An 18,057-nucleotide genomic window follows, 5' to 3' on the forward strand; every position below is an offset into this window, starting at 1 on the left:
TGACAGTTGTTGCGCAACCGGCGGCACTGGATGGCCGCGCTATTCCTCCGGCGCATTCTCGATCGGATCGAACCGGTCGTGCTCCAGCCCGAGCAGATTCCAGGACTGCAGCATGTGCGGCGGCAGCGGTGCGCTCACGTCGATCACGCCGCCACGTGGGTGCGGGATCGCGATCCGCCGCGCCAACAGATGCAGGCGGTTCTGCAGGCCGCCCGGTAGATCCCAGTTCTCCTTGTTGAAATATTTGGGATCGCCGACGATGGCGTGGTCGATATGCGCCATATGGGCGCGCAATTGATGGGTTCGCCCGGTGACCGGCTTCAACGATACCCAGGCGAGCTTCTGCGCCGAGGTCTCGACCACGGCATAGTAGGTCACCGCGTGGCTCGCGCCCTCGTCGCCGTGTTTTGCAACCCGCATGATGCTGTCGTCCTCGCTCTCTTCCTTGGCGAGGTAGGTCGAGATGCGGCCCTGCTTCGGCTTTGGCACGCCGGCCACCAGCGCCCAATAGATCTTTCGCGCGGAACGGTGGCGGAACGAGCCGGTCAGGGCGGTCGCGGCAAAGCGGGTTTTTGCGATCAGCAGACAGCCCGAGGTTTCCCTATCCAGCCGGTGCACCAGCCGCGGCTTCTGGCCCTTGGCGTCGCGCATCACCTCCAGCATGTCGTCGACATTTCGCGTGATGCCGGAGCCGCCCTGCACCGCGAGCCCCGCCGGCTTGTTCAGCACCATGACGTCGGCGTCCTCATAGAGGATCATGTCCCTGATGGCCTGCAGCGTCTTGGTGGCAGCTTCCGAGAGCTTTCCCACGCCCTTCGGCGTATCGAGCTTGAGCGGCGGAATGCGCACGCTCTGGCCTTCCTCCAGCCGGTCCTTGCTGTCGGCGCGCTTGCCGTTGACGCGCAGCTCGCCCTTCCGGACGATGCGCTGGATGTGGGAGAACGACAGGCCGGGAAAGCGCGCCTCGAGGAATCGATCGACGCGCATGTTGTTTTCGTCGGCGGTGACGACGACGGTCTGGACTTTGGTCGGCAGCGGCGGCGGCTCGGGCGCGACCTTCTCCGGCTCTGCGACAAAGGGCTTTGGCGCACGGGGCGGCGAAGCTGCAAAGCGCGTCGGTGGCTTGCCGCCCGGACGATATGCCGGCGCCCGCTCGGCCTGCGAGCCCCGATACGGACGCGCGCCCTTCGGGCGATCGCCCGCGGGGCGGAGAGGTCTCTTGACGCGTCGGCTCATGATGGCTGCGGCTCCGAAAGTTAAGCGGTTGGGTAGCGCAAAAGCAGCGAATCGTCACGGTGAATTCAGTACAAATCAGGCGCCGGATCGGCCATGTTAGGCCAAACAACCAAGAAACGTGGGGCATTCCGGATGAAACTATCAAGGTCGGCTTTGACCGTTCTGGCGGCAATGGTCGCGAGCACGGCGTGGGCACAGCAGATGCCGGAGGATCTGGCCTGGAAGCTCCTGGAACTCGGCCGCGTCATCGACCCACCCAAGACGGTGGAGCTCTACGCGCCGCTGCAGGAAAAAGAGCCGTATCAGGGCATCAAGGTCGACCGGGACGTTAAATACGGCCCCGCCGATCGCAACCTGCTCGATATCTTCGCACCGGATAATGTGACATCGGCCCGGCCGGTGCTGATCTTTGTCCACGGCGGCGCCTTCGTCGGCGGCAACAAGCGGACAACACCGACCAGCCCGTTCTACGACAACATCATGCTGTGGGCGGCAAGGAACGGCTTCATCGGCGTCAACGTCGCCTATCGGCTGGCGCCACTCGCACCCTGGCCGGCGGGCGCCGAGGATATCGCCACCGCGGTGAAGTGGATCACCGACAAGATCGGCGAGCGTGGCGGCAATCCCGCGCGCATCTACCTGATGGGACATTCCGCCGGCGCGGTTCACGTCGCAAACTATGTCTCGCATCCCGAATTCCACAAGGTGAAGGGTGGCGGCCTGGCCGGCGCGATCATGCTCTCGGGCATTTACGACCTGACCGCGACACCGCTCGCCGATACCCAGCGCGCCTATTTCGGCGCCGATCCCGCGCGCTACGCCGAACGATCCTCGCTGTCCGGTTTGGCAACAACGGATATCCCGCTGATGCTGGCCGCCGCCGAACTGGACCCGGAAGGCTTCGTGCTGCAATTCGATCTCGCGAAAGATGCAAGCTGCAAACGCGCCGCCGGATGCGCGCGCACGTTCCTGCTGCCGCAGCACAGCCACATGTCGGAGGTGTATTCGATCAACACCGCCGACACCCGGCTGACCGATCAGATCCTGGATTTCGTGAAGACAGGGAAATAGCCGAAGCTATTTGCACTGGGCGACGTTTCTGACCGCCGTCAGATCGCCCATGGAATTGTTGGACGGACGGCGCTTGGCAGCCTCCTCCGCCGCCGCGCAGGCCGCGGCCGGGTCGCCATTGTGAAAGCGCGCCCAGGCGAGATTGGTCCAGGCGTCGCCGAAATCGGGAGCATCCTTGACCGCCTGTTCCAGCACGGACTGCGCATCGCGCGGCCGTTTGGCGACCAGCAGGAAGCGACCATAATCGGCCTTGAGGGCCTTTACCGGGTTGGGCCGCTCCAGCGCGATCCTGAAGAGTTCGTCCGCAGCATCCAGGTCATTGAATCGAGCTTGCGCAACCACCGCGAAGCCATGATAGACGCGGCTCTGTTCAGGCAAAATGAGAAACGCCTGATTAAATCGCACCGCGGCTTCCTTTATCTTGCCGGTATTTATCGCTCTCCAGCCACGCATGGTTGTTTCATCGAAAGCCTTTTCACGCGAGCCGGTGGCTCCCACGATGGCGTCTACAAATTTTTCATCAGCGGCTTTCTCCTCCGGACTCTTGACCGCAAATCCAAAAAATGGCTGCTCGTTGGTCGGCACGGAATACGTCCGCTTCGTCACTTGAACGCCCGGCACCACCTCGACGGTTTCGGCAGCAGCCGCAAGCGTGGACGCCAGCGTCGCCACAACGGCGACGGCCCGAATGGTCAGTGCAAGATAGTCCCCGAAACTGTTCATTCGCGTTCACGTTCCCTTCGCAACTTCGCCCAGTAATCCAGCCGCTTGCGGATCTCGCGCTCGAACCCGCGATCCGGCGGATCGTAGAAGGTTTGTCGCCCCAACGCTTCCGGAAAGTAGTCCTGCCCAGAGAAGGCGTCCGGCGCGTCGTGGTCGTACTCGTAACCCGAACCATAACCTTCCGACTTCATCAGCTTGGTCGGCGAATTGAGAATATGCTTTGGCGGCAGCAGCGAACCGCCCTCCTTCGCTGTGCGCATCGCAGCCCCGAACGCCTTGTAGGCGGCGTTCGATTTCGGCGCGGTGGCGAGATAGATCACCGCCTGCGCGATCGCGAGTTCGCCCTCGGGAGACCCAAGAAAATCGAAGGCATCCTTGGCGGCGTTGCAGATCACAAGCGCCTGCGGATCGGCGAGACCGATGTCCTCAATCGCCATGCGCACCACGCGCCGCGCCAGGAACAGCGGGTCCTCGCCGGCATCCAGCATGCGCGCGAGGTAATACAGCGCCGCATCGGGATCGGAGCCGCGCACCGATTTATGCAGCGCCGAGATCAAATTGTAATGGCCGTCGGCGGACTTGTCATAGATCGGCGCACGCCGCTGCAGGATCTCCTGCAATTGCGCGGCGTTGAAGATTTCGTCCTTGCGCGCGGCGCGCCAGACCTCTTCGGCGAGCGTCAGCGCGGCGCGGCCGTCGCCATCGGCCATGCGCACCAGCACGGCGCGCGCCTCCGCATCGAGCGGCAATTTCCGGCCCTCGACCTTTTCGGCATGCGCAAACAGTTTTTCGATCGCAGCGGCATCGAGCGAATGAAACACCAGTACCCGCGCCCGCGACAGCAGCGCGGCGTTGAGCTCGAACGACGGGTTTTCCGTGGTGGCGCCGACCAGCACCACCGTGCCGTCTTCCATCACGGGCAGAAACGAATCCTGCTGCGCGCGGTTGAAACGATGCACCTCGTCGACGAACAGCAGCGTGCCCTTGCCCATTTCGCGCCGGGCGCGCGCAGCGTCGAACACTTTTTTCAGGTCGGCAACGCCCGAAAACACCGCCGAAATCTGCTCGAAATGCAGTTCAGTGGCGTCTGCCAACAGCCGCGCCACGGTGGTCTTGCCGGTGCCGGGCGGTCCCCAGAACACCAGCGAGCCCAGCGTGCGCGTGTCCAGCATCCGCGTCAGCGCGCCGTCGGGCCCGAGGATGTGATCCTGGCCGACGACGTCGGAAAGCGTGCGCGGGCGCAGCCGGTCGGGAAGCGGATGCGGCGCGTCCTGCTCCATCCCTGCCGCAGCAAAGAGATTGGTGGCCTCGCGGGGTCGCTTCGGGCTCATCCGCCGAGCGTCACGTTGATCTGCTGGCCGCCACGCACCACGACGATGCGCCAGAGCCTCGACGATACTTTCGAAGCCTTGTCGAGGTCGCTGGTTTTGCTGATCTTCTGGCTGTTGACCGCAAGGATGATGTCGCCCTTCTGGAATCCGACGCTGGCCGCGGTGCCGTCATTGGCGAGGTCGATCACCACGACGCCCTCGGTCTGGGAATCCAGGTGCAGCTCGTCGGCAATCGCCGGCGAAATATTGGCGACCTTGGCGCCCTGGAACGGCGAGCGCGCGGTGAGCACGATTTCATCGCGGTTGGTGTCGGGTGCCGTCTCCAGCGGCACCGTCAGCTTGACGGTCTTTCCGGCACGCTGCACGTCGATCTGCGCCGCACCGCCGAGCTGCCGCGTGGCGAAGCGGTAGTCGAACGCGTTGGGCTCGTCGATCGTCTGCCCTTCAATCGCGACGATCAGGTCCGACGGCTTCAGCCCGGCTCGCGCCGCCGGACTGTTCGGCGCGACATTGGCGACCAGGGCGCCGTTCGGCAGTTTCAGCCCGAGCGTCTCGGCGATTTCGGGCGTCACCGCCTGCAGCTTGGCACCGAGCCACGGCCGCTTGACGGCCTTGCCGCCGCTCTTGGCCGACGCCACCACCACGCGCACCATGTTGGCCGGGATGGCAAAGCCGATGCCCTGCGAGCCGCCGGAGCGCGAGAAGATCGCGGTGTTGATGCCGACGAGCTTGCCGGTCATGTCGACCAGCGCGCCACCCGAATTGCCGGGATTGATCGCCGCGTCGGTCTGGATGAAGAACTGGTAGTCGGTGATGCCGACCTTGGTGCGGGCCAGCGCCGAGACGATGCCATGGGTCACGGTCTGGCCGACGCCGAAGGGATTACCGATCGCGAGCACGACGTCGCCGACCAGCAGTTCATCGGAATTGGCGAATTCCAGCGTTGCGAATTTTTCTTTTCCGTCCTTCACGCGCAGCACGGCCAGATCGGTGCGGCTGTCCTTGAGCACGATCTCGGCCTCGAACTCGCGCTTGTCGGCCAGCGAAATCTTGACCTGATCGGCGCCCTCGATGACGTGGTTATTGGTGACGACGAGGCCGGAAGAATCGACCATCACGCCTGATCCGAGCGAACGCTGCATCTGCTCCGGCTGCTGGCCGGGTACGCCGAAGAAGCGGCGAAAGATCGGATCGTCCAGCAGCGGGTTGCGGGTTTGCACGGTCTTGCCGGCGTAGACGTTCACCACCGCGGGCTGCGCGCGCTGCACGATCGGCGCGTAGGACAGCCGCAGTTCGGCGCCCGAGGACGGCACGCGGCGGTCCTGCGCCAGCGCAGGCGTTGCAACGACCACAGAGGCCAGCAGCGGGGCGAAGAAGCGGATCAAATTCATGCGAAAATCCTGGAATTCAGCGCCACACATATAGATGCGAGTAGATGCGAGGCGGCAACGAGAGAAGATAAAGTGGACACAATACCGGCAGCTAGAGCGTTTTCCAGCGAAGTGGGGACCGGTTCGCGTTCAAGAAAACGCGTCAAAACAAGAATCTAGAGCCCCGTTCCGATTCCATCGGAACGGAAAGGGCTCTAGGCCGCGCGATCGGGCGTTTTGACGGCGTCTGGCGCCGGCCCACAGGATAGCCGTTCCTGATGGCCCTCGCCCCACGCCCGCAGCGTATCGATCACCGGCCGCAGGCTCTCGCCGATCTCCGACAGCGTGTATTCGACCCGCGGCGGCACCTCGGCATAGACCTTGCGGATCACGAGCTTGTCGTCCTCGAGCGCGCGAAGCTGCTTGGTCAGCATGCGCTGGGTAATCCCGGGCATCCGCCGCCGCAACTCCCCGAATCGCTGGGTGCCAGCCTGCAGGTGGAACAGGATGACGCCTTTCCACTTGCCGTCGATCAGATCGAGCGTCGCTTCAACCGCGCAGCCGGGCCGATGGGCAAAATTCCGCCTTTTCATGGAGCTTTCCCAATAGTATCCAAACAGGGACTAGTTCCCCACATTTACAGTACTTGCCAATTGGATGCCAGCGCGACAGTTAGCCAGCCATCTTTCCAAACGAGGCAGGAGACACGAGCATGAAGGCCGTCGGCTACAGAAAATCGCTCCCCATCGAGGACGCGGATTCGCTGATCGATTTCGAGACCGCCAAGCCGGAACCGAAGGGCCGCGACGTCAGAGTCGCCGTCAAGGCGATCTCGGCCAACCCGGTCGACTACAAGGTCCGCAAGCGCGCCGCCCCGCCCGAGGGCGAGACCAAAATCCTGGGCTATGACGCGGCCGGCATCGTCGATGCCGTCGGCCCCGACGTGACCCTGTTCAAGGCCGGCGACGAAGTGTTCTACGCCGGCTCGATCCTGCGCCAGGGCACAAACGCGGAATTTCATCTGGTCGACGAGCGGATCGTCGGCCGCAAGCCAAAGTCGCTGTCATCAGCGCAGGCCGCCGCGCTGCCGCTGACCTCGATTACCGCCTGGGAATTGCTGTACGACCGGCTCGGCGCCGTGCCGGGCAAGAGCATCGATCCGCGCACGCTCTTGATCACCGGCGGCGCCGGCGGGGTCGGCTCGATCCTGATCCAGCTCGCGCGCCGCCTCACCGGGCTGACGGTGGTCGCTACCGCCACACGCCCGGAGTCGCAAAAATGGTGCCTCGACCTCGGGGCGCATGCCGTGATCGATCATTCCAAACCGATGAAGGAGCAGATCGAGAAGCTGAAGGTGCCGCCGGTCGCGCTGGTCGCAAGCCTCACCTTCACCGACCAGCACTACAAGGCGATCGCGGATTTCATCGCGCCGCAAGGCAAGTTCGGGCTGATCGACGATCCCCCGGAATTCACCGTCTCTGCCTTCAAGGGCAAGGCGGTCTCGATCCACTGGGAATCGATGTTCACGCGATCGTCGTTTCAGACGGCTGACATGATCGCCCAGCACCACCTGCTCAACGATGTGGCAGATCTGATTGACAAGGGCGTACTGCGCACCACGCTCGACCAAACTTTCGGCACCATCAACGCGGCGAATCTGAAGCGCGCCCATGCGCTGTTGGAAAGCGGCAAGTCGCGCGGCAAGATCGTGCTGGAGGGCTGGTAGCAACCCCACAACGGGGTTGATCGGGAGATCGATTCAAGGGACCATGTTCCATCGATCCGGGACGGCTGTCGCCGAAAACTCCCGGCGCGAATTGCCGGGGAACACGGAAGACAGGAGACCTGTTTCGACATGATACGGATGTTTCTAACGGCCGCGCTAGCGTCGGCCTGCGTGGTGGGCTGTGCGTCGATCGCAACGGCGCAAGGTAGTTACCCCGAAAAGCCGCTGCAGTTGATCGTGCCCTTTCCGCCCGGCGGCGCCTCCGATGTCGTCGGGCGCATCATTGCCGGCGAGCTCGAGACGCGCCTGGGCAAACCCGTTATCGTGCTCAATCGCCCCGGTGGTGGCACCACGATCGCCGCCAGGGAGGCTGCCAATGCGGCTCCGGATGGATACACCCTGTTCGCCAGCTCGAATTCGACCTTTACCTTGCAGCATGCGGTGAAGGAGAACGTGCCCTACGACAGCGCGAAGGATTTTGAGCCGATCGGCCAGACCGGCACCCTGACCATGGTGCTGGTTACCCATCGCGACAATCCGATCAAGGACGTCGCGGCGCTGGTCGCCGCGGCCAAGGCCAATCCCGACAAGCTGTCGCTGGCCTCCTTTGGCGTGGCGACCATTTCGCATTTTGCCGGCGAGCACTTCAAATCGACCGCCGCCATCAAGATGGTGCATCTGCCCTACAAGGGCAGCGCGCCGGCGATGAACGACCTGATGGGCAAGCACATCGAGTACCACGTGGACACCGTAATCGCGATCCGGCCGCTGCTCGAATCCGGCACGGTTCGCCCGCTTGCGGTGTTCTCCGCCAAACGCTCGCCGTTCCTTCCCGACGTCCCGACCCTCGCCGAACTCGGCTATCCCAATATCGACCTTGTCTCCTGGGGTACCGTGGTCGCGCCCAAGGGCATCCCCCCGGCCATTCGCGACCGGCTGGCCTCGGTGCTGGAAGAGGCGATCGCAAGCCCTTCGGTGATCGAGCGCTTCAAAAAAGTCGGGTACGAAGCTGGTTTCAAGCGCTATTCCGACTGGCCGGGATTCATCGCCAAGGAAACGGCCGAGATGAAGGAACTGGCCCGCAAGGGCGGGATCAAGGAAGAGTAATCCTGGCATGACCGAGCCGTGCGATCTGCCCGCGGTAACGGCCCGGGCGCTGATCGGCGAGCGCAAGCTTTCGCCGGTCGAACTCATGGACAGTTGCATCCGGCGGATCGAGGAGATCGATCCCGCCGTCAATGCGGTCATTGCGCGCTCGTTCGAGGCGGCGCACGCCACGGCGCGGGAGAGCGAGGCTGCCGTGATGCGCGGCGATAACCTCGGCCCACTGCACGGGCTTCCGCTCGGGGTCAAGGACCTGATCGACGCCAAAGGGCTGCCGACAAGCTTTGGTAGCGTGTTGTTCGCGGACAACATCGCGGCCGAGGATGAAGCTGTTGTGGCGATGCTCAAGCGTGCCGGCGCGATCGTCATCGGCAAGACCAACGTCCCCGAATGGGGCGCGGGCGGCAACACCCGCAATGCGCTTCATGGCGCGACCGGTAATCCGTTCGATCCCGAACGCTCCGCCGCCGGTTCATCCGGCGGATCGGCGGTGGCGCTTGCCACCGGCATGGTGCCGCTGGCGACCGGCTCGGATACCGGAGGTTCAGTGCGAAACCCCGCCGCGTTTTGCGGCGTGGTCGGCTTCCGGCCCTCGCCCGGGCTGATCGCCAGCAACAGCCGCAACATGGCATGGCTGCAAATCTCGCAGCTTGGACCGATGGCCAGAACCGTATCCGACGCGTGCCTGATGCTTTCCTCCATGCTGGATCGCGACGCGCGAGATCCGCTGTCGGCGATCCTTCACGCCGGCGGATCGCCCGTGCGCGAAACCTACCGCGATCCGCCACGGACCGATCTCGCCAGCTTGCGCATCGCGGCGACATGCGATTTCGGATTTGCGCCGACGGAGCGCGCCATCGCCGAGACATTCAAGAAGAAGCTCGCGACGTTCGGATCGGCCTTCCGCAGCCTCGAATGGAGCCATCCGGATTGCAGCCACACCGACGAGGTGTTCCGGATCCTGCGCGCCGTCGCATTTCTGGGGCGTCACCGTGAACTCGCCGAGAAATATCCGGATAAGGTAGGCCCCAATATTCGCGACAACGTCGCCGAGGGGCTCGGCTATTCCGCTCTCGACGTGGCGCGGGCGCTCTCGCTGCAGACCGCGCTTTACCGGAGCTGGCAGACATTCTTCGGCGAGCATGATTTTGTCATTGCGCCGACGGTTACGATCAGCCCGCGGCCGTGGTCGGAGCTGTACCCGGCCGCCATAGATGGCACGCCGACCAAAAGCTATTTCCACTGGCTGGCGCTGGCCTATGCCGTGACCAATGCCGGACACCCGGCGGTGGCGATACCGGCCGGCCGCGATGGTGCCGGATTGCCGTTCGGCATCCAGATCATCGGGCCGCGCGGCGGCGATGTCGCGACGCTTTCGGTTGCCCGCGAGATCGAGGCATTGCTTGGCGGCAATCCGGAGACGGCCCGTCCCGTCCCCGATCTTGCCTGGCTGCGCCGTCAGCCGCCGATTTCCGGCCGGCCGGGTTTCCTGGATTTCGACTGATCCGGCTCCATTCGAAGCCGTCGCCTGAACGTTCGTTCATCAAAGTTAAATCTGACGCCAGAGCGGTCTGGAGGCCGGCACTTGGGCAACGAACTTCACTCGAATGTGTTTAGTAAGTGTCTGTTTTTGCGAAAGAGCGAACTTCGCCCGAATGTAAAGTATTGGGCGTCTGAATTACGGAAAGGAGTAATCCATGAGGAAGGCACCTTTAGCTTTGGCCGCAGCAGCCGTCCTGGGCTTGACGGCGGTAACGGCACCTTCGCCGGCGGAGGCCCATTGGCGCGGCGGGGGATTTTTCCCGGCCGTGGCTGGCGGACTGATCGCGGGCGCCGTGATTGGCGGACTGGCTTCGAACGCCTACGCCTATGGTCCGGGTTACGGATATTATGGCGGCTACCCGCGCTATTACGGCGGTTATGCGCCGGCTTACTACGGCGGATATTACGACGAGCCTTACTATCCCGTCGTTCGCTACCGTCGCGTGATTCGCCCGGCATTCGCCTACTATGGCGGTCCGCGATTCTACGGTCCGCGGTATTACGGCGGCTGGCGTCGCTGGTGATCCGGCAAAATGAAAAAGGGCCGCCCGACTGGCGGCCCCTTTTTGCATGGCGCTGCGAGAGCACCTCAGTCGACTTCATGCACCACGGTGCGGGTAGCGGGATCGACCAGCATCACGCGGTTGTTCGAGTAGACATAGCGATACTTCGTCACTGACGGACCCCAATCCGAAGGCACCGGCTCGAGTTCGACCTCGGTCGGCACCGTGGCGCCAACCACTATCCTTTCCCGTATTTCCACCGGGCGGATCTTGTGCTCGGTCACATAGCTCTTGATCTTGGTGCGATATTCCGGCTCGATCCGGATGGTCGCGCCCGCAGCTCCCGTAGTCGTTTCGACGGTGGTCTGAGCGTTGGCCATCGTCGCAACCAGCGACGCGGCGGCCGCAATCATGAATAGCTTCTTCATCTTGTTCCTCCTCTAACCGCATCAGCGCGGCTACGGGAAAAACAGATTCTTCACGCTCTTGTTCCGAGAAGAATGCGGCACCGCAACGCATTGAATGCGCAAAGCTGTCGCCTGACGCGCCGCTTTCAGCACGACATCGCACTGCAGCTCAAATTGGCGCGACGCCCTCAACGAAGATCAGCCGTCGATCCAGCGCCGTCTGCCGCACCTTCAAGGCCTCCGCGTATTCCGGCGAAGCGTACCATTCACGCAAACGTTCTATCGTTGGAAATTCGACGACAATAATGGTTTTCGGTGGTGGGCCGCCTTCGATCAAATTTGCGACGCCGCGGCGGACTAAATAGCGCCCGCCATACTGCGCGATCGTCTTCGCGGCGATGATGCGATAAGCCTCGAAACCCGCCGCATCGCGCATCTCAACTTCGGAAATAACATAGGCCGACATCGCGAACCTCCGACCCCAATTGATCACCGGATCTCGACGATCTCCGCTTCCCTTCCGGCGACAACAATGACATCGCCGACACCCTTGCCGAACAGCGCGCGCGCCAGCGGCGACGCGTGCGAGATCGTTCCGCGCGCGGGGTCGGCCTCGTCTTCGCCGACGATCCGGAACGTCTGTCGCCGGTCATCCTCGCGCACGATGGTGACGGTGTGGCCGAGCCGCACGACCGAATTGTCCGTGGGCTCCGGGATCACCGTCGCTGTGGCGCGGCGCGCACTCCAATAGCGGACATCGCGGCGGGCGCTGGCCAAGGCGTCGCGATCCCCCGCCGATTGCGCGGCAGCTTGTGCCGCCTGGGCTGCAGCCAATGCTTCCTCGATGTGGCGTAGACCTTGCTGCGTCACCTCGTTCGGAAGATCGGAGATCGGCCGATCAGGCAGATCTTCGACGTCCTCTGTATCCTTGACGAACGACCTACTCATGTCTTGTCAAACGCCTGTGGGCGCCGACGGTTCCTATGAAGCCACGCGGTAACGGGATTGCGAGTGCGTCGGCCAATAAAAAAAGCGGCGCTGAAAGCGCCGCTTTTGAAACTTGCGATTCTGGAAGACTTACGCTGCTTCGGCGGACTTTTCCTGCACCGGGCCGGAATCCAGGCCCTTGGCATCGACGTCGCGGTCGACGAACTCGATCACGGCCATCGGCGCGTTGTCGCCGTAGCGGAAGCCGGCCTTGATGATGCGGGTGTAGCCGCCCTGGCGCTCCTTGTAGCGGGGCGCCAGTACGTCAAACAGTTTGCGGACCTGATCCTTGTCGCGCATCTCGGAGATCGCCTGGCGGCGCATAGCGAGCCCGCCCTTCTTGCCGAGGGTAACCAGCTTCTCGACGATCGGGCGCAATTCCTTCGCCTTCGGCAGCGTGGTGACGATCTGCTCGTGCTTGATCAGCGCCGCGCACATGTTGGCGAACATCGCTTTGCGATGCTCGGCGGTGCGGTTGAGCTTACGATGAACCTTGCCGTGACGCATTGATCTATTCCTTGATTTGTCTTCGTCGCGACGGTTCGTCGGACATGTTGCTCAGGTGGGCTGCCTGCGTTCGCCCGTTAAAAAGCGCGATGAAACATCATCGCGCTTTGACTTATCGTTCGATCAGTAGTGATCCTCGAAGCGCTTGGCGAGCTCGTCGATGTTCTCCGGCGGCCAGCCCGGCACTTCCATGCCGAGATGCAGACCCATCTGGGCCAGCACTTCCTTGATCTCGTTCAGCGACTTGCGGCCGAAGTTCGGGGTGCGGAGCATTTCCGCTTCCGACTTCTGCACGAGGTCGCCGATGTAGACGATGTTGTCGTTCTTCAGGCAGTTTGCCGAACGCACCGACAGTTCGAGCTCGTCGACCTTCTTGAGGAACGCCGGGTTGAAGGCGAGATCGGGGATGATCTCCTGCGCCACTTCCTTGCGCGGCTCTTCGAAGTTCACGAACACGTTGAGCTGATCCTGCAGGATGCGAGCGGCATAGGCCACGGCGTCTTCCGGCGAGATCGCGCCGTTGGTCTCGATCGTCATGGTCAGCTTGTCGTAGTCGAGGATCTGGCCCTCGCGGGTGTTCTCGACCTTGTAGGAGACCTTGCGCACCGGAGAGAACAGGCTGTCGACCGGGATCAGGCCGATCGGCGCGTCCTCGGGCCGGTTACGCTCGGCGGCGACGTACCCCTTGCCGGAAGCGACCGTGAACTCCATGCGGATTTCCGCGCCCTCGTCCAGCGTGCAGATCTGCAGGTCGGGATTGAGAACCACGACGTCGCCGACGGTCTGGATGTCGCCGGCGGTGACGGCGCCCGGGCCGGACTTCTTCACGACCATGCGCTTGGGGCCTTCGCCCTGCATCTTGATCGCGATGTCCTTGATGTTGAGCACGATGTCGGTGACGTCCTCGCGAACGCCCGCGATCGAGGAGAACTCGTGCAGCACGCCGTCGATGTGCACCGACTGCACCGCCGCGCCTTGCAGCGACGACAACAGGATGCGGCGCAGCGCGTTACCGAGCGTCTGACCGAAGCCGCGCTCGAGCGGTTCGGCGACGACGGTGGCAAACCGGGTCGCATCGGTGCCCGGCGTTATCTGCAGCTTGTTCGGTCGAATAAGTTCTTGCCAATTTTTCTGGATCGTCACTTTGTCACCCCTTCGGGTCAATAGACCGGCCAGTCGATTTGCGTTCAAATCACTGGCGTTGGAGATCCGCGGATCAGTCCGCGGCAGTCAAAATTCCAAAAACAATCGCGAGGCGGTGCGAGTTGCCCGCGACCAGATATCAGACGCGCCGGCGCTTGCGCGGACGGCAACCATTGTGCGGGATCGTCGTCACGTCGCGGATCGACGTCACGGTAAAGCCCGCCGCCTGCAGCGCACGAAGCGCCGATTCACGGCCCGAACCGGGACCGGCAACTTCCACTTCCAGCGTGCGCATGCCGTGTTCCTGCGCCTTCTTGGAAACGTCTTCGGCCGCGACCTGCGCGGCATAGGGGGTCGACTTGCGCGAGCCCTTGAAGCCCATCGTGCCGGCCGAGGACCAGGCAATGGTATTGCCCTGCGCATCGGTGATGGTGATGGTCGTGTTGTTGAACGACGAATTGACGTGCGCGATGCCCGAGGCGATGTTCTTGCGTTCGCGACGGCGTACGCGGGTGGCTTCCTTGCCCATTACCTAAAACCTTCCTGTGATCTCAAACGCCGCCGTATTGCCAGCGGCTACACCTAAAAACCGCGAGTGGCTGATAGCCAGCAGCGAATAGAACTATTCGCCACTCACTATTCGCAATTCGCCAAATTACTTCTTCTTGCCGGCGATCGACTTGGCCGGGCCCTTGCGCGTGCGCGCGTTGGTATGGGTGCGCTGGCCGCGCACCGGCAGGCCGCGGCGATGACGCAGGCCGCGATAGCAGCCGAGGTCCATCAGACGCTTGATGTTCATGCCGGTCTCACGACGAAGGTCGCCTTCGACGAGGTAGTCACGGTCGATCACTTCGCGGATCTGCAGGACTTCCTGGTCGCTCAGCTGGCTGACGCGACGATCCACCGGGATCTTGACCTTCTCGACGATCTCGGCCGCGTTCTTCTGGCCGATGCCATGAATGTACTGGAGCGCGATCAGCACGCGCTTGTTGGTCGGGATATTCACGCCGGCAATACGGGCCACGGACTTCTCTCCTGTCGCCGATCCCTCATGGGCCGGCTTTAAGTTCTTGCTATCTCGGGCAGGTTTCCGCAAACGCGAACACGACGCCCTTCCCCTCATCTGCTTCGGGGCCCGGCATCGTCAAAAACTATCCGACTGGATGCGGGGCTTATTAAGGATTCAACTCGGTTTCGTCAACCGCCTCTATCGCTTAGCTCGCTTTTTCGTGACTTTTTTCGAGGCCTTGGCGGTGGTCTTCCTTGCGGTCTGTTTTGCTGTCTTTCTGGCCTTGCCGGCCCCCCGCCCCTTGGCCGGCGAAGCGGCCTTCTTGCTCGCCTTACCAACCCCCTTCGATGCCGTTTTTCTGCCCTTTGGGGCCGATTTGGCAGCCTTCCGGGCGGTTTTGGCGGCCATTTTGCCCGCCGGCATGGCGGTCTTCCTGGTGGCCGCTGCGGCCTTCCTGGCCGGCGCCGCGGACCTGGCAGCTCTGGGTTCCACCGCCCCGATCGCGGTCAGGATCCGGTTGATCTCGCGGGTGACGTGCTCGATGGTCATCATTCCGTCGACCGTCAGAAGCTTCCGCCGCTCCGAATAATAGTGAATCAGTGGCTCGGTCTGCGCACGGTAGTTGGCCAGCCGCTTCGACAGCACTTCCGGGGTATCGTCGATTCGCACGTCTTCGCCGCGGGCCTGCATCTCGGCGACGCGCGTCTCGACGCGGTTCAGAAGCGCGCTCTCGTTGACGCGCAGTTCGATCACGGCGTCGAGCTTGATGTGCTTCTTCTTCAGGAGTTCGTCGAGCGCGACCGCCTGAGGCACCGTGCGCGGAAAGCCGTCGAGGATGAAACCGTTCTTCATGTCGGGCTGGTCGAGACGGTCGGAGATGATCCCGATCACGATCTCATCCGGCACCAGCGCACCGCTGGCCATGATGTCCTTGGCCTGCAGGCCGACCGGCGTTTGGGCTGCGACCGCCGCGCGCAGCATCTCGCCGGTCGAGAGCTGGACGATGCCGTACTTCTGAACCAGCCGCTGCGCCTGGGTCCCCTTGCCCGCGCCCGGCGGACCCAAAAGGATCAATCTCATGACTATTCGCCCCCCGGCTTGGTGAGCGAAATGCCGCGCACCCTGTATTGGATTTCAGACCGCGCGTGGCCGCTGCTGCTCAGCGGCGGCGGCCCCTCAACTTGGATTTCCTGATCAGCCCCTCATACTGATGGGCCAGGAGATAGCCCTGCACCTGCGCCACCGTATCCATCGTCACGCTGACGACGATCAGAAGCGAGGTACCGCCGAAGTAGAACGGCACCGAAGCATAGGAAATCAGGATCTCGGGAATCAGACAGACGATCGCCAGATAGATCGCACCAAGCACGGTAACGCGCGACAGCACGTAATCGATATATTCGGCGGTGCGCTCGCCCGGACGAATGCCCGGGATGAAGCCGCCATGCTTCTTCAGATTGTCGGCGGTCTCGGTCGGGTTGAACACGATCGCGGTATAGAAGAATGCGAAGAACACGATCAGGCTCAGGTAGAGGATCAGGAACAGCGGACGGCCGTGGCTGAGCTGGGTGTTGAGCCACTGGAACCATTCCGGGCCCTGGCCGGCGTTGAAGTTCGCAACCGTCGCCGGCAGCAGCAACAGCGACGAGGCGAAGATCGGCGGGATCACGCCCGAGGTGTTGAGCTTGAGCGGCAGATGCGAGGACTGGCCCTCGAACATCTTGTTGCCGACCTGTCGCTTCGGATACTGGATCAAAAGCCGCCGCTGCGCGCGCTCCATGAATACGATGAAGGCGATCACGACGATCGCCATCGCGATCACCAGCAGGATCAGCCCGGTCGAGAGCGCGCCCTGGCGTCCCAGTTCCAGCATGTTGGCGAGAGCAGACGGCAGCTCGGCAACGATGCCGGCCAGAATGATCAGCGAAATACCGTTGCCAATGCCGCGCGAGGTGATCTGCTCGCCGAGCCACATCAGGAACATGGTGCCGCCGGTCAGCGTGACCGTGGTGGAAATGAGGAAGAACAGCCCGGGTTCGCTGACGACGTTGCCGGCGCCCTGCAGGCCGACGGCGATGCCGTAGGCCTGGAACGTGGCGAGGATCACCGTGAGATAGCGGGTATACTGGTTCAGCGTTTTTCGGCCAGCTTCGCCTTCCTTCTTCAGCGCTTCGAGCTTGGGCGATACGGTGGTCAAGAGCTGGATGATGATCGATGCCGAGATGTACGGCATGATGTTCAGCGCGAAGATCGCCATGCGGTTGATGCCGCCGCCGGCGAACATGTTGAACATGCCGAGGATGCCGCCGGCCTGCGACTTGAACACCTGCTCCCAGGCCGCGGGATCGATGCCGGGCAGCGGGATATAGGTGCCGAGCCGATAAACAAGCAGCGCACCCAGCGTGAACCAGATGCGCTTCTTCAGTTCGTCGGCTTTCGCCAGTGCGCCGAAGTTGAGGTTTGCCGCAAGTTGTTCTGCTGCTGAGACCATGTTCAGGCTTTCTCCCGCCGTCCCTCGAGCCGTCGCCCCTGGCGGGGCGATCGGCAGACGCCGGACATTATTTGGTGCTCGGCTTCGATAAGTCCATCATCCTACCGTGCGGACCGCCCGCTCATTCGCGGACGATGACGCAGATGTTACGCCGCCTCGCCGTCTTCCTTCTTGGCCGGGGCCAGGATCTTCACCGTGCCGCCGGCCTTCTCGACCGCCGCAACCGCGGATTTCGAGGCGCCGTGCACCTCGATCGCGAGCTTGGCCTTGAGTTCGCCGCGGCCGAGCAGCCGCAGGCCGTCCTTGGCGCGACGGATCACGCCCGCCTTCACAAGCGATTCGACGGTGACGGTTTCCTTGGCGTCGACCAGCTTGGCGTCGATCGCCTCCTGCAGCCGATCGAGGTTGATCTCGGCGAAGTCGAGCCGGAAGATGTTGTTGAAGCCGCGCTTCGGCAGGCGGCGATGCAACGGCATCTGGCCGCCTTCGAAGCCCTTGATGCGCACGCCCGAACGCGCGGTCTGGCCCTTGCCGCCGCGGCCCGAAGTCTTGCCCTTGCCCGAACCGATGCCACGGCCGACGCGCATGCGCTTCTTGCGCGAGCCGGCGTTGTCGGCGATATCGCTGAGCTTCATCGTTAGTTTCCTTTATCCTTGGAGCATGATCTTAACCGAAAACCAGTACCCGCTTTTCGGGATCATGCTCCGAGCTTATTTCTCGTCGACGACGCGGACGAGATGTTGAACCTTGGCGATCATGCCGCGAATTGCAGGCGTGTCCTGCAGCTCGGTGACACGACCGATCTTGTTGAGCTTGAGGCCGATCAGCGTCGCACGCTGCGAGTGGTGGCGGCGGATCGCGCTGCCGGTCTGCTCGACCTTGATCGTCTTTGCGGCCTTGGCCATCG

Annotated in this window: 21 protein-coding genes; 5 read left to right on the forward strand and 16 right to left on the reverse strand. The window is 63.0% G+C overall.

Going from position 1 to position 18,057, the window contains the following annotated elements:
- Positions 1–39 precede the first annotated feature (39 nt).
- Positions 40–1,236, reverse strand: coding sequence for an RluA family pseudouridine synthase (locus V1279_RS19625; protein ID WP_334439033.1), 1,197 nt, complete (start codon positions 1,234–1,236; stop codon positions 40–42).
- Positions 1,237–1,368: 132 nt separating this feature from the next.
- On the opposite strand from V1279_RS19625, the gene V1279_RS19630 reads away from it, so the two are divergent.
- On the forward strand, positions 1,369–2,307 hold the full coding sequence (locus V1279_RS19630) for an alpha/beta hydrolase (RefSeq protein WP_334439034.1): 939 nt from the start codon (positions 1,369–1,371) through the stop codon (positions 2,305–2,307).
- A 6-nt stretch (positions 2,308–2,313) separates the two neighbouring features.
- On the opposite strand, the gene V1279_RS19635 is transcribed toward V1279_RS19630, so the two are convergent.
- From V1279_RS19635 to V1279_RS19650, 4 genes are all read right to left on the reverse strand, one after another.
- Entirely contained in the window at positions 2,314–2,979 is a 666-nt protein-coding gene (locus V1279_RS19635) for a tetratricopeptide repeat protein (protein ID WP_334439035.1), read from the reverse strand.
- Positions 2,980–3,026: 47 nt separating this feature from the next.
- On the reverse strand, positions 3,027–4,361 hold the full coding sequence (locus V1279_RS19640) for a replication-associated recombination protein A (protein WP_334439036.1): 1,335 nt from the start codon (positions 4,359–4,361) through the stop codon (positions 3,027–3,029).
- Positions 4,358–5,752, reverse strand: coding sequence for a DegQ family serine endoprotease (locus tag V1279_RS19645; protein WP_334439038.1), 1,395 nt, complete (start codon positions 5,750–5,752; stop codon positions 4,358–4,360). The genes V1279_RS19640 and V1279_RS19645 overlap by 4 nt, the downstream gene beginning before the upstream one ends.
- A gap of 194 nt (positions 5,753–5,946) precedes the next feature.
- The gene (locus V1279_RS19650; RefSeq protein WP_334439040.1) at positions 5,947–6,324 is read right to left on the reverse strand and encodes a winged helix-turn-helix transcriptional regulator; all 378 of its coding nucleotides are present in this window, start codon (positions 6,322–6,324) and stop codon (positions 5,947–5,949) included.
- Positions 6,325–6,443: 119 nt separating this feature from the next.
- Here V1279_RS19650 and V1279_RS19655 point away from each other — a divergent pair, with 119 nt between their 5' ends.
- The 4 genes from V1279_RS19655 (at position 6,444) to V1279_RS19670 (ending at position 10,627) form a co-directional block, all read left to right on the forward strand.
- Positions 6,444–7,457, forward strand: a complete 1,014-nt coding sequence (locus tag V1279_RS19655) for a zinc-binding alcohol dehydrogenase family protein (RefSeq protein WP_334439041.1) — start codon at positions 6,444–6,446, stop codon at positions 7,455–7,457.
- A gap of 129 nt (positions 7,458–7,586) precedes the next feature.
- A complete protein-coding gene (locus tag V1279_RS19660; RefSeq protein ID WP_334439043.1) occupies positions 7,587–8,564 on the forward strand; it encodes a Bug family tripartite tricarboxylate transporter substrate binding protein in 978 nt (325 codons plus the stop codon).
- Positions 8,565–8,571: 7 nt separating this feature from the next.
- A complete protein-coding gene (locus V1279_RS19665; protein WP_334439045.1) occupies positions 8,572–10,065 on the forward strand; it encodes an amidase in 1,494 nt (497 codons plus the stop codon).
- A 193-nt stretch (positions 10,066–10,258) separates the two neighbouring features.
- Positions 10,259–10,627, forward strand: coding sequence for a hypothetical protein (locus tag V1279_RS19670; RefSeq protein WP_334439046.1), 369 nt, complete (start codon positions 10,259–10,261; stop codon positions 10,625–10,627).
- 65 nt (positions 10,628–10,692) lie between these two features.
- Here V1279_RS19670 and V1279_RS19675 read toward each other — a convergent pair whose 3' ends face one another.
- The 11 genes from V1279_RS19675 to rpmD all read right to left on the reverse strand — a co-directional run bounded on the left by V1279_RS19675 (position 10,693) and on the right by rpmD (position 18,055).
- Positions 10,693–11,034, reverse strand: a complete 342-nt coding sequence (locus V1279_RS19675) for a DUF1236 domain-containing protein (protein WP_334439048.1) — start codon at positions 11,032–11,034, stop codon at positions 10,693–10,695.
- Positions 11,035–11,182: 148 nt separating this feature from the next.
- Positions 11,183–11,479: a DUF1330 domain-containing protein gene (locus tag V1279_RS19680; protein ID WP_334439049.1), complete on the reverse strand. Its 297-nt coding sequence runs from the start codon at positions 11,477–11,479 to the stop codon at positions 11,183–11,185.
- 23 nt (positions 11,480–11,502) lie between these two features.
- Entirely contained in the window at positions 11,503–11,961 is a 459-nt protein-coding gene (greA, locus tag V1279_RS19685) for a transcription elongation factor GreA (protein ID WP_334439050.1), read from the reverse strand.
- Positions 11,962–12,090: 129 nt separating this feature from the next.
- Positions 12,091–12,507, reverse strand: a complete 417-nt coding sequence (gene rplQ / locus V1279_RS19690) for a 50S ribosomal protein L17 (RefSeq protein WP_334439052.1) — start codon at positions 12,505–12,507, stop codon at positions 12,091–12,093.
- A 123-nt stretch (positions 12,508–12,630) separates the two neighbouring features.
- Complete coding sequence (locus tag V1279_RS19695) at positions 12,631–13,671, reverse strand: DNA-directed RNA polymerase subunit alpha (RefSeq protein WP_334439054.1); 1,041 nt, start codon at positions 13,669–13,671, stop codon at positions 12,631–12,633.
- A gap of 118 nt (positions 13,672–13,789) precedes the next feature.
- On the reverse strand, positions 13,790–14,179 hold the full coding sequence (gene rpsK, locus V1279_RS19700; protein ID WP_006021048.1) for a 30S ribosomal protein S11: 390 nt from the start codon (positions 14,177–14,179) through the stop codon (positions 13,790–13,792).
- Between the two features lie 126 nt (positions 14,180–14,305).
- On the reverse strand, positions 14,306–14,674 hold the full coding sequence (rpsM, locus tag V1279_RS19705; RefSeq protein ID WP_334439056.1) for a 30S ribosomal protein S13: 369 nt from the start codon (positions 14,672–14,674) through the stop codon (positions 14,306–14,308).
- Between the two features lie 183 nt (positions 14,675–14,857).
- Positions 14,858–15,739, reverse strand: coding sequence for an adenylate kinase (locus V1279_RS19710; protein ID WP_334439057.1), 882 nt, complete (start codon positions 15,737–15,739; stop codon positions 14,858–14,860).
- Positions 15,740–15,818: 79 nt separating this feature from the next.
- Positions 15,819–17,150 (reverse strand): preprotein translocase subunit SecY, encoded by a 1,332-nt coding sequence (gene secY, locus V1279_RS19715; RefSeq protein ID WP_057849114.1) that lies wholly within the window; start codon positions 17,148–17,150, stop codon positions 15,819–15,821.
- A 146-nt stretch (positions 17,151–17,296) separates the two neighbouring features.
- Positions 17,297–17,785, reverse strand: a complete 489-nt coding sequence (rplO, locus tag V1279_RS19720; RefSeq protein WP_334439059.1) for a 50S ribosomal protein L15 — start codon at positions 17,783–17,785, stop codon at positions 17,297–17,299.
- Between the two features lie 75 nt (positions 17,786–17,860).
- A complete protein-coding gene (gene rpmD, locus V1279_RS19725) occupies positions 17,861–18,055 on the reverse strand; it encodes a 50S ribosomal protein L30 (protein ID WP_291860764.1) in 195 nt (64 codons plus the stop codon).
- Positions 18,056–18,057 lie beyond the last annotated feature (2 nt).

The organism is Bradyrhizobium sp. AZCC 1610 (assembly GCF_036924515.1).
Lineage (GTDB): Bacteria > Pseudomonadota > Alphaproteobacteria > Rhizobiales > Xanthobacteraceae > Bradyrhizobium.